Below are 16,348 nucleotides of genomic sequence, written 5' to 3'. Positions count from 1 at the left end.
GATAGGACTAATTCTTGAAGCCTATTTTGATAGCAATCATTAAGAAAAATAACATTGATCCTTATCCCGCAGCCATGATGACAAAAATAATAGGGATATTGTTTTGATCTGCCTTTTACAAAACATCCAGTCAGTTTTTGATTACAAATAGGACATATAAAGAATCCTCTCAGAAAAAATACACCTCTTAAGTCTTCTTTTCTACCTGTAGTTTTTATTTTTGTACTAATTAGAGATTGAACCTGATAAAATAGTGATTCCGATATCAGGGGTTCGTGTAAATCCTTTATCATTTGCTCTTCATTAGAATTAAGTTTGATTAGACTACTTTGTAATTTAGACGGGAGAAATTTGACATTTTATTACATATAGTTAAATTTTAAATGTATTTACAGGTAATAAATACATGATTGCAAAGAAAAAATGAACGATCTTAGTCTATAAAACTAACCTATAAACTCAAACCTTTTATTTATGGAAATCAACAAACTTTTCATTTTCTCAAAAGACACTGATGCTTTTAGTTCCCAAAGAGGTTATAATTATCAGACCTTAAAAACATTGGAAGTCTGGATTTCTAATTACATTAACAATATCAAGGAAGATATCTATTGTGAATATGAAGAAGATATTTTTCAAAAAGATACTGTAAATAAGGACGTAAAATTTAGGCAGATTAAACTGTATTCCAAAAAATTTTCGTTCAGTACAGAAGAAATAAAGAAATGCCTTGCGCATTTTTTTATGCTCCATGTAAAATCTGATTATAGTGACTTTACCAAGGAATTCATTTTTGAGACCAACAGCGGCATTGCTCAAAAGCGTCAAGAAAATGATGCTGAGATGTTGAAAGAATGGTTTGAATATCAGGATAGTTTAGATGAAGAAAAGCTAATTAATTATGCCAATAAAGTCAAGCAAATCATAAGTGAATATGTTAATGAATATACTGGTAATGAAAAAAACAAAACAGAAATTGAAGAGGCCAAATCCATATTTAATGGTTTGGATGACAATTTCTGGAATAGCTTTGTAAAAATGATCCAATGGAAATTCTTAAGTATCAGTCCAGAACAAGAGTTTTCGGATACGAGAGAGAGAATAATAAATCTTATACAAAAGATGCCATTCAAATTTGACGACGATGAACCAAGTCAGATTCTGGGTGTTTTGCTGGATAATGTATTTTCTAAAGTCAATGAACCCGATGGAGAAAAGAGGAAGCTAACAAATGATGAGCTTGAGAAGCTTATGCTTGATATTGGCAGTGAAGAAGATAAGTGGTACGCTTCAAGACTAGAATATTATAAGCATATAGGAGAAATTAATGTTTTTCGTTTAGGTGAATTTTATGAGATACTTGACCTAGTTAACTATTGTCGCAGAAAAAAATACCTACATCAACATAAAGACATTTGGAATCCATTCCTAATTTTCTACGCACGAAACCACAGGCTTCATCAATTATTCCGGAGAAAGGCAATTTACGAGATTGTCTTTCTTAATAATGAATTTTATGAGGTCGATTATGAAAATTTAGGTAATAGAGTACGTCCAGACGGAAGTTTGATAGGATTTGAAGATGATATACGTTACTTTTTTAGTGATTTTGATTTTTTTAATAATGCCGATGAAATGGAGACTGCGGACATCTTAATGAAGATCATCCTTACCGTTATCGAAAATAAAAATATAGATATCCCCATTGAAGAGCTTAAGAAATGGTATATTAAAAATTACAAAAAAATAAGCCAACACCTTCTTTATGAACAAAATCCAAACGAGAGATGTAAACTTTTAGAGATGAAAGGCACAATCTTAATGGTAATCAATAGACTTAGAGCTAAAAATAGCAGATCATTTTTGCCTTACTATGAAGAAATTATTGATCTTGTAAGACAAGCACCTCTATACAATCTTTCGCAATTTTCGGATAGAATTGATAAATATATAAAAATACAAATTTCAAGTGATCCATCTGATGAACTGGGTATCACTGCTGCTCTAGACGAATTTTCAAATAAATTAGATCCTATTGTGGCAGAACGAGATGGTAAGATCAAAGTAGCACAAAAGCAGGTTAAAAGAGGTGTAGATTATTTAAAAACCAGATTACCTTTTAATATGTTAAAAGCTCTTGAGCAGTTTCACTTGGCGAAGGATAATTATCAGCAAGAAGATACTATGGAAGGTTTTATTCTTGCACTTCTTAATATCGCTCAATTGTATAACTCTATTGGGATGCATTTTGCTGCAAAATATTATGCTTTGGGAGCATTTCGTGTTAGTATGAACAATCAACTTGTCAAACGAGTTGAATCCAGCTTTGGTATTCTTTTTCATTCAGATTTTAAACAAGGATCCTGGCTTAATGCCATGATGATGTACAGTAAATATATGAGTCTCCGATTCGACTCAAATTATGATGTTGAGAAGGCAGAAATGGAAAAAACTACCACAAGAAATTTATGTTTTATGTTGCATGTAATGTTGTCTCATTCTTATCAATTTACTTACTTCATTCAAAGTTATTTTAACTTCTTGAATCATTTAAATGATCAAACCGGTATACAATTCGGAGATGACGTCGTGAAACCCTCTATGGAAATCATCAAAACAAAAATTAAATCTGACGCGGAAAGAAATAGTGCTTTAAAAAATCTTGTCGATGATTTACCATTAAATGATATTGGACAACAAAGAAATATATCTTTTTTTGCATTAGGGAGTAAATGGACCGTAAGCTTTAATAATACGTACCAGATGATTTCTATCGCAGAAGAGTATATCGCCAATATACAGATTGTACTGGCTGAAATTGCATTATCGGGAATCGATTTTCACTTACTTAAGACGGAAATAATAATAACTTTAGAATTAGGGACTTTAGTTACACAACCTCAGCAAATAGCATCAAATGAATTCATTAAATGGAAAGTGACTGTAGTACATTTTGATGACCGCGACTCTGCAAAAATTACACGACATTCAGCAATGAACATGGGAACCTTAATGTTTATGCTTTCAAACATAAGCCTTCTTAAATCCGAAGAGTTTACAGAACTTTATTTAAATTTCTTTAAAAAAGCAAAACTAGACACTAAACAGCAATCAGTAAATCTTTATCAAAGAATCCATCGAGACGTATATACTGAAGAAGATTTTAATACTTTGACAATAGGACACTTCCAGAATGAAACATTTGACATTAATCTTCCAAAAGAAAATGAAATAATGATTTATGATGATTCATTAAGTTCTAAATATGATCATGATTCAGCGATTACAGCAATAACAAACAGATTTGACAATATAAACAAATGCATGTATTTAACTTTAGAAGAGTTAAAGAAAGATCCTTCCTTTCCTGAATTTATTAAAAACTTTAGAAATGAAGGATGGAAAGACTGGCAAATACTAAGTAGTATGTTAAACTTTATGCTAAACAAAAAAATAGACCATTTTGAGCAGGAAAACAGCAACAGTCAGGAGGAGTTTTTTAAGTTCAGGAAAGAAATGCATGAAAAATATTTGAACTTGGATGAAAAAGAGTGTTACCTAAATTTTCCTTTGGAGGTTTTTCAAAGTGAAGAATTTAAGAGTTACTTTGATATATCATATTTATCAATATTAGGACTACATGGGCTTCAATCTAATCTTGAAACTCCAAACTTTAGGGCTATAAGAGAATTTATGGACACACGCTTTAATATGGCCAATGATGATTATCAAGAGAATAATCTTCTTAAAGATATATAAAACATAAACAAAGAAATATACATGGAATTTAAATTATCGAACCAACTTACTATACAAAATAGTTTTAATATTATTTTAGCAAGACTAAACAATTGTTTATCTTTTTCATAAACTCAAAAAAATATATCTTTATCAAAGTCTCATAATACAACTTTTAGTGTTTAACGTTTTAATCGTAAAACACTAAAAGTCGTCTTAGTCTTACTTATTTTTATTAAATATCTCAGATATTGTACCAACATATTTAAGTATCATCGTTTCCGGTAGAAAGTGATCAAAAACTATTTTTGTGAAGAAACCATGTCCAACAAAAATTTCATTTCCGTCAATTTCTAACTTAATACCTTTATTGTCATTTGAAAATATTTCACGTTTGTTATGTACAAATTTTTGGAGATATTTTTGAAGTTCTTTTGGAGTTGACCAAGATGCACGTACACCTAAATCATTAGAAAATTCAATAAAATTATTGTAATTTATTCCTATAAATACTTTAATTCTACCTAATACTATATCCATAATGACATTTTCTGGAAAGGGCTTTAGAAAAATGGGTTCGCAAATTAATATACCTCGACTAGCCATAAGATCCAGAAAAGGAAAAGGATCACAAAGCTGCTCCATTGCAAATTGTCCATATACTCGCGAATCATCCTTATATACACCAATTTGCACGATTGCACCGACGCAGGTGTACGCCCAATCCTGAGACTTAAGTTGCCCCAGTAATCCAAGAAGTTCCATATGGTAAGTATCTATTTGAAAATTATTTTCAACAATATGTATGTCAGTATCTTTATATTTGGGATCTGGACCGCTGTTCTCCTTTACAATCTTAGCAGCTCGTTCTGTTTTACCCTTTTGTGATACCATTCTCTTCATTTGTTTGATAAATTTATCTTCAAACTCCTCCGATAATTTCTTTTCATTAAAATCATCATCCGTAAGTTTTAGGTCATTTATTACATCAAGAGCTTTGAAGTTCATCTCACCAGACTTTATTTCTGTCACTTTTATCCCATCTTTGTCTCTTATTAGACAATCTCCTAATTGTATGTTATTAGTAATGTCAGCAATAAGACAAAATGTATCTGGATCTGCATTAACCTCGTTGGTAAAATCAATTACATGTGAAAAGGCTTTGTCAGACAAATCTTTAGTACCCGTTTCTCCAGTATAGAATCTACGATATAGATAATGTTTACCATTTAACATCTGCCAAGCAATTGTATCAGCGAGATTTCTAAATATACTATCTTGGTATTCAATAGTTTTTGCCTCTAAAACAAGTTCATCAGATAAATTTTTATTACCTTCTCTGCGGGAGGTCTTTAATAAAACTAGATTCTCTCTTGCCCGGATTTGAAGTGCTTTCAGTTCCGTTAAAATTTTCTCTTGACCAGACTTAAAACCAGATAAAATCTTACGATGAATTTCCTTTTGTTGATCGCTTGTTATTTCTTGTTCATTCTCTTCAAATTCAATAGCATACCTAACATCATGATAAATATCCCTAACTTTTTTTTCAAAATCTTTATTTTCTCCGTCGAATTCCATATTTGCTTAATTTTTAATTGACATACAATTTACTGAATATTAAAAGATAAATATATTGGCAATTTAGAATCAGCTCGTAAATCATACTACCTGGATTTAAATCTGTATTAGCAATGTATTTAACTTTAGAACGATCAGGTCATGAAAATTTTTCAGTAAGTAAAAGAACTAATTATTATGACAATTTGCTTTAAATCAATGGTTTATTGTAAAAGATATTTATATTTAATTTTAGCTAAGTCAGCATCATATTTTTGCAATAAAGAGATATCAACAGATTTAATCATCGCTTCTGTACCTGCAAATCTTTTTAAAATAACAGGAGAATCCTTCACTTCAAGCAGCCATCTAGTATTAAATTGACTGTAATCAAATTGTTGAGGATTTAGGAGCCAAGTTTCAAATGAGTTTAAATTGGTGAAAACTTCAAATTCTTTCCTTCCAAAATCTATGTTCAGGTGATATATTAGTAGAATAAAATTGATGTATATAAGATCTGTTAATTGAAGATCTCCAAACTTATAAGCAATCTGCTTATTTTTAAGATCATTAATTACAGCTGTATACTTACAAAAATAATTGCGATCCTCAATATTCAAAATCTTGTAACGTAGTAAAAGACTATAAAAATTCTCTTCAAAATTCTCTGCGAGATAATCATTAAATGCATCTAGTAGGATTTTTGTACAGCTTTCATCAGCAATCAAAGCTAGATAGATTATTTTTCTGTAATCTGTATGTGAATTGTTTTCCGATTGACAATTAAATATAGCTCGTCGGATTAGCATCGTATTTGAAAATTTGTAATCTCGTTTCGAATTTCATCTCGATCATCTAAGCTATAAATATTGAAGTGATTATAAAGAAAAGTAGTATTTAATGACGCTAAAAAATAAGTTATACCGTTTTTTGATTGTTGTTTTGTTTCATCCCTGATATTTTTCAAAATATTATAAGATGTTTTATAATCATTCCTAGAAACTAAGAAATTCCCTAAAGCATAATTTAGATTATTGTAGTCATTATTTCCTTCAGCGACCTTAAGTTTCTTTATTAATTTCTCAAATTCAAAATTTCTGTAATTACATACAATACAATCACAGATTTCTGCCTCATTTCTCAAATCAATATTAGCTTTAGTAGCAATACTATCGTCAGTCCAAAAAACATGTTTGTGCGAAAATCCAATCGTATTGCTATTTTTTCTTTTATCTATTTCTAGTTGATAATCTTTTACCGCTTCGATTTCCGTAATCATAGAATTATTAAGAAATTTAAACGACCACATTAATTTTTCTTTGGCCTCAATAATATGATACTCTCTAATTTCTGCCTTCAATTTTTCAGATAAAAATATATCACTATCCTTAAATTCAATTTCTTGAAGAAGATAATATATTTCGGGATTTAAGGTAAAAAGTTTATAATTATGATAATGCCAAACATATTCATCCAGAATATTAAACGGTTTAATTGAAGCTAAATAATCAGGATTTATAAAACCCAGCTCTTCAAACCTTTTAAGCGAATCATAAATTTTATCTATTATGTGAACTGTTGAATTAGGCATCGCCAGAACTTTAAGAGAATGGTCAAAAAGTTTATCTGTATTTGATTTGTCTTTTAAATCAAATTTTATAAATCTGTCTTTATTTACGATAAACTTACCTATAGATACAATATCTCCAGGATGTGGTCTAATCTCAGCTGTAGCAGTATATTTATCAGTGGCGCAATATAAATATGAGACACCTACCCGATTTATTCTTCCATCACCAGCAAGATGAGGAGGAGGCGCTCCTATATCAGAACCAGAATATGGTTCATAAACGGTCTCAACTTCGACATTTAAACTTTGAAAATCTATTTTTTTATGTGCATACCCTACCCTTGCTCTGAAAAACTCACTTTTTTTCTTAATAATAATTTTACAATTCTCCGCATACTCTGAAAGCATGTTTGTTATATCATTTTCGTATTTAAAATAATTTTCTGTTTTTAATTTTTCCTGTATTTTTAAAATCGAACTATCAAGAATTGATTTCAAAGATTCAAGCAAAGGATTTTGTTGGCCATCCCATTTGATGAATAATATGTTCTTATCCTCTCCTGTTGATTTCTTTTTAACTTCGGAGAATAATTCTTTCCACTCAGGTCTATTGAAGTTTTTTGCAGAGTAATCCTCCCGATAAATTCCTTTGACTTCAATATTGTTGTATTTACAATACTTTAATAATCTATCCTCCTGTTCTGGCAGGGAGTAACCTTTTCTTTTTTGTTCGTCTGTACTTACACGAACATATAAGTAAGCTGAATTCATATAATTAATGTATTTATTTGATTTACAAATTAATAATTTAAAAAACATTAAATAAAAATCACCAAACTCTTTTGTTCAAATAAAGAATTTGGAAAAAAAATATTTTAGAAATTACTGTTATCATTTACATTAAACGTAAAATTTTTATCCATAAAAATATTTCTATCTCAAAAAATAATTATAATTTTAGATAATAACCATTGAAGAGTCATCATGTTAATTATTAGGAATTTAGAATGCGAAAGCTTATTGGATGCAGAAACAAATTGCGTTAATATTAGATCTACAATAAATCAGGGAATACCAAACGATTTGGTAATTGAGTGTTTCATGGAATATAGCTATATAACAAAATTTCCCTTAGGAAAAAAATTTATTACTAATGTCCCTTTTTCAACATTTTATCAATAAAATACAATAGTTAAATGTATTATCAAACTACAAACTATTGAAATCAGATTATTTACTAAGAAAGAGAAATATCCATTTCATTAAACACTACCCTATTAAATGTATATCAAGCACCTATCAATCAAAAGATTTCGTTCTATCAAGGAACTAAATATATCTTTCAACAAAGAAGTAAATGTCATTATTGGTCCTAACAACGCTGGAAAAACCGCAATTATTGATGCTTTGAGAATTTGTTTAGGATTAGGAAGTCAAATCAGAGAAATTGGGATAAAAAATGATGAGGATTTCTATTTAGATACATCTAACCCAGATTACATATTGGAGCCAATTGAATTTCAGTTAATCTTTGAAATTGAATGTGCAGAAGACCGTCAGTACTTTACTAGTTTGTTATGGCAAAATCCTGATATTCCAGAAGAAGTCGACTTAAGATTAAATTTAACCTATTGGCTAGAGCCTAACGCAAATGGAAAACGTTTAAAATGGTCACATTGGGGAGGTGAATCAAGTACTCTAGATTCAAATGAGCTACAGTTGTTGTATTATACTTATTTGGCCCCATTGAGAAATGCTGAATATGAGCTTCGTCCTTATTCAAAAGACAATAAAGTATCTTCTTTATTCAGAGAAATGTCGAAATATTCAAAGACCCAAATCGTAGAAGGTAATCCATCAACAATTGACCAAATCCTAGACGATGACCATAAAGTTGCTTTAGCTACAAAACTTGAAAATGTAGTGAATGATGATGAGTGGTCTGGTTTAATTAAATCAGGAGAAAATTTAGTAAACAAGCATTTGGAGAAATCTGATATAGCAAACAAGAATCCAAAAGTTAAAATTGGACTGACTAACTTCAGGTATAATAATATCGTCAAAGGGGTTGTAACTAGTAAACAGATTTACTCAGATTCCATTGTTGCTACAGACTTGACTAAACAAAGATATTTTGATATATCTCAAAATGGATTGGGAGAAAACAACATAATTTTTTCTGCAACAGTTTTTGGCGATATCGAAAATAGAAGGATAGAAAAGAAAGAGCATTATTATGCAATGCTTATTGAGGAACCTGAAGCACATCTTCATCCTCAAAGACAAAATACATTCTTTACTTATCTCAATGAATTAAAGGATTTTGGAGTCCAAATCTTTATGACATGTCATTCACCTACAATAACTGCCAAAACATCTATCCAAAATCTTCATGTTCTACAAAATCTAAATCATGAAGTAAAAGTGGTTAGTGTAAAAAATATAAATTTAGAACCTAAGAACACTAGTTATCTGGGAAAGTTTCTCGATGTCACTAAATCACAATTATTCTTTTCAAATGGAACCATATTAGTCGAAGGAATTTCTGAAGCACTCTTACTTCCTATTCTTTCAAAGAGAATGACACCGCCTGGAAAATATAGTATCGAAAAAAATGGCATTGAATTAGTCAATATTGACGGGGTTGCGTTCGAACCTTTTGCCAAACTATATAATCCAGATGATGAGGATAAGCGGCTTGCTACAAGATGTCTAATTATTACAGACGACGACAGAGGAATTATATCAGCAATTGATTTCCAATCTGTCGAAGAGGGAATAGATAAAATTACTTCTAAAGCAATTATTAAGCATCTTCAAACTCTCGATTTATTAGATTCAACTAATAGAATTATACTTGGTACTAACCTTTCTGAAATGGAGGTGCCAGGGCTGGAGACAAAAATGACTTTTATTAGAGCTCAAATAGAAGCTAAAATAAACAATCCGTCAGCAAGAGCAATCAAAGCCACCGGGTTTGAAAAAAACAATCTCAAAACAGTAACTGCTGAGATTACTTTTGAATACGAATTAATGATTTCTGGAAACAATATTAATCTCATATCGAATCTCTATGCCTCTATGCATACTGGTAAGACATTCTTGAATCCAACTCATTCGAAAGAAGAACGTGCAAGAGAGATTCTTATTCTCTTAAATAATTTTAAGGATAAATCTGAATTGGCTCAGCAAATTGCATACAATATTGAGTTTGAACCCGATTGGAATGGGTTTGTAGCTCCTCAATATATTATTGATGGAATAACCTGGTTGATAGATGGATAAGGAAGCTGAGATTTTATCTAACTTATCTGAGGAGCAAAAGCAAATTGCTCAATTTGATAAAGGACTTTGTGTTGTTCGAGCATGCCCGGGTAGTGGTAAAACATATTCTGTAGCGTCGAGAATTGCATTATTATTTGCTAAAAATCACTTTAGCAAAAAAGGAATCGCTGCATTATCATTTACGAACGTTGCTGTTGACGAAATCAGAGAAAAACTATCCGATAATTTCTCACTTAATGGAATTAGCCATCCTCATTTTATAGGAACCTTAGATAGCTTCATCAATCAATTCATATTCCTGCCTTTTGGACATTTAATTATGGCATGTCCCAATCGACCGGAACTGGTTGGTGAGCCACATTCTACATGGAGTATCAAAAAATATCCTCAAGATTATGCTCAATATTTTGATAAAACAACTTTCGATATAAATGATAAATTAATTCAACGTGCACCTGCCCAGTCCTTTCCTTTTCCGTGGAAATATTATAACATCTCAGGTGCTATCAATGGTAATATTCAAAACATTATTAACTCAAAATTGGAGTTTTTCAAAAAGGGCTATGCAACTCAAGCGGATGCTAATTACCTGTCCTTAAAAATATTAATGAAGTATCCGAAAATAGCAGAGTCAATAGCAAAGAAATTTGAATATTTTATAATTGACGAGGCTCAGGATACTGATGAAATTTTAATGGCAATAATCAATATTTTTAATTCAAAAGGAGCTGAAAACATTATGTTGATTGGTGATAGAGATCAAGCTATTTTTGAATGGAACAATGCTAAACCCCACCTTTTTGATGAAAAGTATGTTGCATGGAACAAAATTGAATTGATCGAGAACAGAAGAAGTTCTCAATTAATATGTGATTTTACTAAATATCTATCTTCGTTCAATTCTACAGTCGCAATTACACCCGGAATTCTTGATTTTAGATTTAAGCCTTTAGTTAATGGTTACTTAAAAGAGAAGAAAGCATCCCAAAAAGATCCTTCTGTAGTTACCATTGAAGAAAGCATAGCCTCTTTTAATAGTGTTTTAGAAACTTTCTTAAAACAATGCACGGAGAACGGCATTGAAATTTCGCAAAAAAATGTTGCAGTGTTATATCGTGGCAAAGCCAAAGTAAATTTTCTCGGATTAACTCCTGTTCATTACGAAAATAGTATGGATTGCTGGGAACCCAGAAATCTCTTTGTAAAAACAATTATTAGAGGTAAGTTCTTATATGATTCAGGTCTTTTTGTAAAAGGCTACAGACTCATGGAAAGGGGTTTGATAGAGTACAAAAGACAAAATGATACAAACAGTCTTATTGCAAGTAATGAGTATGTGCAAACGTTAATTAATGAAAAAGGATTCATGACATATCGGAAAGGAATTCATCAAGTTATGGATAAACTACCAACAACAAAAGACAAAACGATTTCAGCGTGGATAGAGGAAGCAAATCGTAATTTGAGAAAACCGCTTGTCATCAAGACTGGAACTGGGCAAGATTTAATTTCAGAGTATTTCGGTGGAACAGATACGAGTATTCAACCATTTGAATTTTATCATGGTACAATTCACTCGGTTAAAGGACGATCTTTTGATGCAGTTCTAGTTCTACTATCCAAAAAATCAGGCTTTAATTACGATACTATGCTCAAAAAAGATAAAACTGCTCTCAGCGAAAAGGAACAGGAAGAATTGAGAATTATCTATGTTGGGATGACAAGACCAAGAAAGATGCTACAATTAGCTGTCCCCGAAGATGATGTTAGCCTTTGGAACTCTAAATTCAATACTTCACAATCTGAAATTCAAATAACTACTCATGAGTGATAGAAATCTAGAAGGTAAAAGTATATTTTAATTTATCAAATTTAATTACAATAGATAATTATGAGAAGAAAATGATTATATATTCATTTAACCGAATATTACTTTGAAAATAGATTTTTTTTGTTTTATTTTCTTACATCAAAATATAGCCTAAATGGCAGTTAACACCTTTAAAATATTATCTATATCTTCTAATAAATGGTTTGAATAAAGTCCTGTCAAGTTCACAAGACAGGACTAAAATATATGATGCTTAAAGCTCCTTCAATCACCAATATTATCATCCGGCAGCTTAGTTCCAATAGGCAACACATCATAAATTTTCTACCTAAAATCCTCGCATAAGGTTATTATGTACGAGCAGAATATTTGTGATCTTCAGGTTTTATTTTTGCGTAAAGAAAATTCTAAGGCTTCTTGTTGAATTTCATCATTTGATTTATGACTGTTTTTTAACAACCACTCGTCAATTTTTTTACGTTCAAAAAAGAGAACTTTCCCATTAGGCTTAGAAAAAGGAATACTGTTGGAATGAACTAATTTGTAGATGTAGGATTTTTTAAATCCGGTGTAATCTGAAAGTTCTTCAACATTAAGAATAGCTTTGAGCCCGAAGATGTGTTTTTCAATTCGATTGAGTTTGTTTAGAATGATTTCGTTTTCCATTGCTTTCGTTTGATTATTTTAATCCTACAAAAGTCAGAATGAAAAACTACAAACACAACACAACCAAATACTTAAAGGCTAAACACAATCAAATAAGACTAAAAACGAATACTAAAAAGATTAAAAATTAATAATCTGGATTAAAATAGATTCGGCACTATGTAGTAACTAAATATTAATCTACCTAAAAAAGCATTTTTTTACAGTTCGATATTTAGTTCCGGAATAATCTCAGCAGCTTCTTTCATTTTGCTATCCACAATTTTTGCATAAATCTGCGTAGTTCTCAATTCTCGATGCCCTAATCTTTTGGAAACTGTGTAAATATCTGCGCCATTTTCCAAGAGTAAAACAGCATTCGTATGTCGAGCTGAATGAAAAGTTATATGTTTGGGAACCGCAGCACGATTGCACCAGCGGATAATTTCAGTATTGTAGGTCATTCCATATTTTAACCCTTTGAAAACTCTTTCTTGGGGATCTTGTCTTTCGCCCAACAATTCTCTGGCTTGTTTTGAAATATAAAGATATTCTACACCCTCTGTTTTTTCTTGTCGGAAATTGACTCTAGAAATATCACCTTCATCACGAACTTCTTTCCAAATCAAAGTATTAATATCTGACCAACGTAATCCTGATAAACACGAAAAAAGAAAAGCTTTTTTCAAAACCGGATATTTACAGTCCGCTTTTGCTAATCGTTGTAGTTCATCAAAAATCAGATATTCTCTTTGGCTTTCAGCCTGTTCAAATGATTTTATTTTCGAAGCATAATTTATCGTCAGATATCCATTATCGAAAGCATTTCGAAGTGCAGCTTTAAACTTGTTGAAATAAGAATACTTTGAGTTTTGAGAAAGTGGAATTTCACTTCTGGTGAGAGCGTCTTTTTCGAAATAACGGTGAACTTTTTTGACAAACTTTTCATCAATTTCATCGAAAGTCATATTCTTTGAAACGATCTTTTTTAGATGTTGTAAAGTAGAATACCAGTTGCCGTAATTATTAGAAGAATCTTGCAGTCGTTTTTCATCTGTTAGCTCCTCAAAATATTTCAAAAAAGTTCTTTTACTTTTCACCGTATCTTTTAGGTCGTAACGTCCTTGGACATATTCAGCTTTTTTGATTGCCAAAATACTTTCAGCAAGAGCCATAGTTTCTTTATTCTCTTTTTTTTCTTTCGGCGTTTTAGGATCGGGGTGCAAATACAGTTTCAAATACTCGAAATCTCGTAAATGAATTCTTTTTCCTTGTACATTGGTGGAAGAACCTTTGTAATACTCAATGAAAAGACTAATGCTTCCATCAGCTAAATTTTTCTGTTTTAAAGTGATATTCATACATTCTATTTGAGGTGTACATTTGTACACCTCGTGGCTGTTTTTAATAGCTCAAGGTGTACAACAGGTGTACAAATATATAAATAAACTCTAATAAGAGAAAATAAAATTTTTATAAATAACTGATAATCAAACAAAAGAAAGAAAAAGAAACCAAAGAAAAGCTAAATTATTTCCCGATACAAAACTTAGAAAAAATATTCCCCAACACCTCATCATTGGTCACCTCACCCGAAATTTCGCCAAGATGTTCTAAAGCATTTCTCAGTTCATAAGCCAAAAGCTCAGTAGAGATTTGAGTTGTGATCGCATCCTTTACTTTATCGACAGCTTCCAAAGATTTTCCTAAAGCCTCATAGTGACGTTGATTGGTAATCACAACATTGCCTTCTTCAGATTGCAACTGTTCTACGTAGGAAGATAATTCGTCTTTTAAATCCTGGATATTTTGATTCTCTACTGCCGAGATTGTGATAAAATCAAAGTCTTGTGAAATTTCAGCTCTGAAAGTATTTTCAGCCAACTCATATTGATGAGTTAAAACTTCATCAATTTTTGTGGCACAGATAATCAATTTCAAATCATCTCTTTGCAAAGATTTAATCATTTCAATATCTTCAGAAAAATTTTCTGTCGCTGCATCAGCCAGATAAACAAGAATATTTGCATTGGCTACTTTTTCCTTCGCTTTTTTCACGCCAATTGCTTCAATTTCGTCTACGGTTTCACGTAAACCTGCAGTATCAATCAATCGGAATGCATGACCTTTAATATGAAGAATTTCTTCAATCGTATCTCGCGTTGTACCCGCAATATTGCTTACAATCGCTCTTTCCTCTTTCAACAAAGCATTTAGTAAAGTAGATTTTCCGGCATTTGGCTTACCGATAATTGCAACCGCAGTTCCGTTTTTGATGGCATTTCCGTATTGGAAACTTTCAATAAGAGAGCTTAATTTAGTCTCAATTTTATCAAGCAATTGATTCAAGGCACTTCTATCCGCAAACTCCACATCTTCTTCCGCAAAATCTAATTCAAGCTCAATTAATGAAACAAAATTTAATAAATCTGTTCTCAAGAATGAAATTTCATTGGTAATCCCTCCTTTCAGTTGGTTCAAAGCTACTTTTCTCGAAGCTTCATTTTCAGAAGCAATCAAATCTGCAATAGATTCTGCCTGGCTCAGGTCAATTCTGCCATTCATGAAAGCACGCATCGTAAATTCCCCGGCTTTTGCCATTCTTGCTCCGTTTTTAATCAAAACTTCAAGAATTTTCTTTGCAATATGGGGTGATCCGTGAAAAGAAATTTCTACAGAATCTTCTGCTGTAAAAGTTTTCGGAGCTTTAAAAACAGAAACCATTACCTCATCTATTACCTCATCACCATCTTTGATAAAGCCGTAATGCACAGTGTGCGACTGAGCTTTTTCCAGATGTTTACCTTCAAAAATTTTTGCTGAAACAGAAATAGCATCATCCCCGGAAATTCTGATAATTCCGATAGCTCCAATTCCGTTGGCAGTGGCAAGTGCGCAGATAGTGTCGTGATTCATTTTGCAAAATTACGGTTTTTTAAGCATTTTTCAGAAGTTCAAAATTTCCTTATACTTCATTTATTTGCTTCTTTTCAGGAGTTTCAGAATCTACTTCAAAATGAGTTGAAGATATTCCGCAAGAGTAATTTTAAAACCTATCCTTTATTTAAAAATGAATTGAATAAGTCAAATTAAATTTAACAAAACCTCTGAAATCTTCAGAGGTCTGTAATTTTATAAATTATCAAGAAAATCAAGATACATCGGAACACTTCTTTCAATCCATTCCGGAGAGGTATTATGCTCCATTCCATAATAAACAAAAGGTTTTTGATAATCTGCTTTTATATACTCAAAGCTGAGCTCAAAGGGTCTTGTGAATTCAATCACGGTATATCTGTATTTTCCATCAGCCTTAAAATCTTCATCATCAACACCAGCAGATATGGCCAAAGCAACTTTTTTTCCGGCGACTTTATATCCGCTTTTGCTTCCATAAGCCCACCCGTGCAACAAAACTTCATCAAACCATTTTTTTAACAAAGACGGACTGCTAAACCAATAAAATGGAAACTGAAAAATAATTTTATCATAAGCTTCTATTAATTCCTGTTCTTTTTTAATATCTAATATTTCGTCCGGATAGGCTTTATACAGTTCGTGAACGACATACTTTTCCGGAAACTTATTCAACTCTTCTACCCATCTTTTGTTGATTAAAGATTCTTCCATTTTTGGATGAGTTACTATTACTAATGTTTTCATATTTCAAAAATTTCTTTTACAAAAATAGTAGGTGTAACTTACATTTCCGATATTAGCCA

The 16,348-nt window shown here is 31.4% G+C and carries 10 protein-coding genes; 3 read left to right on the top strand and 7 right to left on the bottom strand.

Annotation, left to right across the window (positions count from 1 at the left end; translation table 11 throughout):
- The first annotated feature begins 474 nt into the window (after positions 1–474).
- Positions 475–3,759, top strand: coding sequence for a hypothetical protein (locus LNP04_RS16545; RefSeq protein WP_229984000.1), 3,285 nt, complete (start codon positions 475–477; stop codon positions 3,757–3,759).
- 201 nt (positions 3,760–3,960) lie between these two features.
- Here LNP04_RS16545 and LNP04_RS16540 read toward each other — a convergent pair whose 3' ends face one another.
- The 3 genes from LNP04_RS16540 to LNP04_RS16530 all read right to left on the bottom strand — a co-directional run bounded on the left by LNP04_RS16540 (position 3,961) and on the right by LNP04_RS16530 (position 7,636).
- The gene (locus LNP04_RS16540) at positions 3,961–5,316 is read right to left on the bottom strand and encodes a hypothetical protein (RefSeq protein ID WP_229983999.1); all 1,356 of its coding nucleotides are present in this window, start codon (positions 5,314–5,316) and stop codon (positions 3,961–3,963) included.
- Between the two features lie 203 nt (positions 5,317–5,519).
- The gene (locus LNP04_RS16535; protein ID WP_229983998.1) at positions 5,520–6,023 is read right to left on the bottom strand and encodes a hypothetical protein; all 504 of its coding nucleotides are present in this window, start codon (positions 6,021–6,023) and stop codon (positions 5,520–5,522) included.
- A 74-nt stretch (positions 6,024–6,097) separates the two neighbouring features.
- Positions 6,098–7,636 carry an RES family NAD+ phosphorylase gene (locus LNP04_RS16530; RefSeq protein ID WP_229983997.1) on the bottom strand — a complete coding sequence of 513 codons (1,539 nt, stop codon included), beginning with the start codon at positions 7,634–7,636 and terminating at the stop codon, positions 6,098–6,100.
- A 510-nt stretch (positions 7,637–8,146) separates the two neighbouring features.
- On the opposite strand from LNP04_RS16530, the gene LNP04_RS16525 reads away from it, so the two are divergent.
- Together LNP04_RS16525 and LNP04_RS16520 are read left to right on the top strand one after the other, a co-directional pair.
- Entirely contained in the window at positions 8,147–10,150 is a 2,004-nt protein-coding gene (locus LNP04_RS16525; RefSeq protein ID WP_229983996.1) for an ATP-dependent endonuclease, read from the top strand.
- Positions 10,143–11,981: an ATP-dependent helicase gene (locus LNP04_RS16520; protein ID WP_229983995.1), complete on the top strand. Its 1,839-nt coding sequence runs from the start codon at positions 10,143–10,145 to the stop codon at positions 11,979–11,981. Before LNP04_RS16525 ends, LNP04_RS16520 begins: the two co-directional genes overlap by 8 nt.
- A gap of 378 nt (positions 11,982–12,359) precedes the next feature.
- Here LNP04_RS16520 and LNP04_RS16515 read toward each other — a convergent pair whose 3' ends face one another.
- The 4 genes from LNP04_RS16515 to LNP04_RS16500 all read right to left on the bottom strand — a co-directional run bounded on the left by LNP04_RS16515 (position 12,360) and on the right by LNP04_RS16500 (position 16,289).
- Positions 12,360–12,647 carry a helix-turn-helix domain-containing protein gene (locus tag LNP04_RS16515; RefSeq protein ID WP_229983994.1) on the bottom strand — a complete coding sequence of 96 codons (288 nt, stop codon included), beginning with the start codon at positions 12,645–12,647 and terminating at the stop codon, positions 12,360–12,362.
- A gap of 200 nt (positions 12,648–12,847) precedes the next feature.
- On the bottom strand, positions 12,848–13,987 hold the full coding sequence (locus LNP04_RS16510) for a site-specific integrase (protein WP_229983993.1): 1,140 nt from the start codon (positions 13,985–13,987) through the stop codon (positions 12,848–12,850).
- A gap of 169 nt (positions 13,988–14,156) precedes the next feature.
- Positions 14,157–15,542 carry a tRNA uridine-5-carboxymethylaminomethyl(34) synthesis GTPase MnmE gene (mnmE, locus tag LNP04_RS16505; protein ID WP_229983992.1) on the bottom strand — a complete coding sequence of 462 codons (1,386 nt, stop codon included), beginning with the start codon at positions 15,540–15,542 and terminating at the stop codon, positions 14,157–14,159.
- A 216-nt stretch (positions 15,543–15,758) separates the two neighbouring features.
- A complete protein-coding gene (locus LNP04_RS16500; RefSeq protein WP_229983991.1) occupies positions 15,759–16,289 on the bottom strand; it encodes an NAD(P)H-dependent oxidoreductase in 531 nt (176 codons plus the stop codon).
- Positions 16,290–16,348 lie beyond the last annotated feature (59 nt).

Source organism: Chryseobacterium sp. C-71 (genome assembly GCF_020911865.1).
Lineage (GTDB): Bacteria > Bacteroidota > Bacteroidia > Flavobacteriales > Weeksellaceae > Chryseobacterium.
Note: the sequence above shows the minus strand (reverse complement) of the source record. Positions and strands in the feature narration are given on the sequence as shown.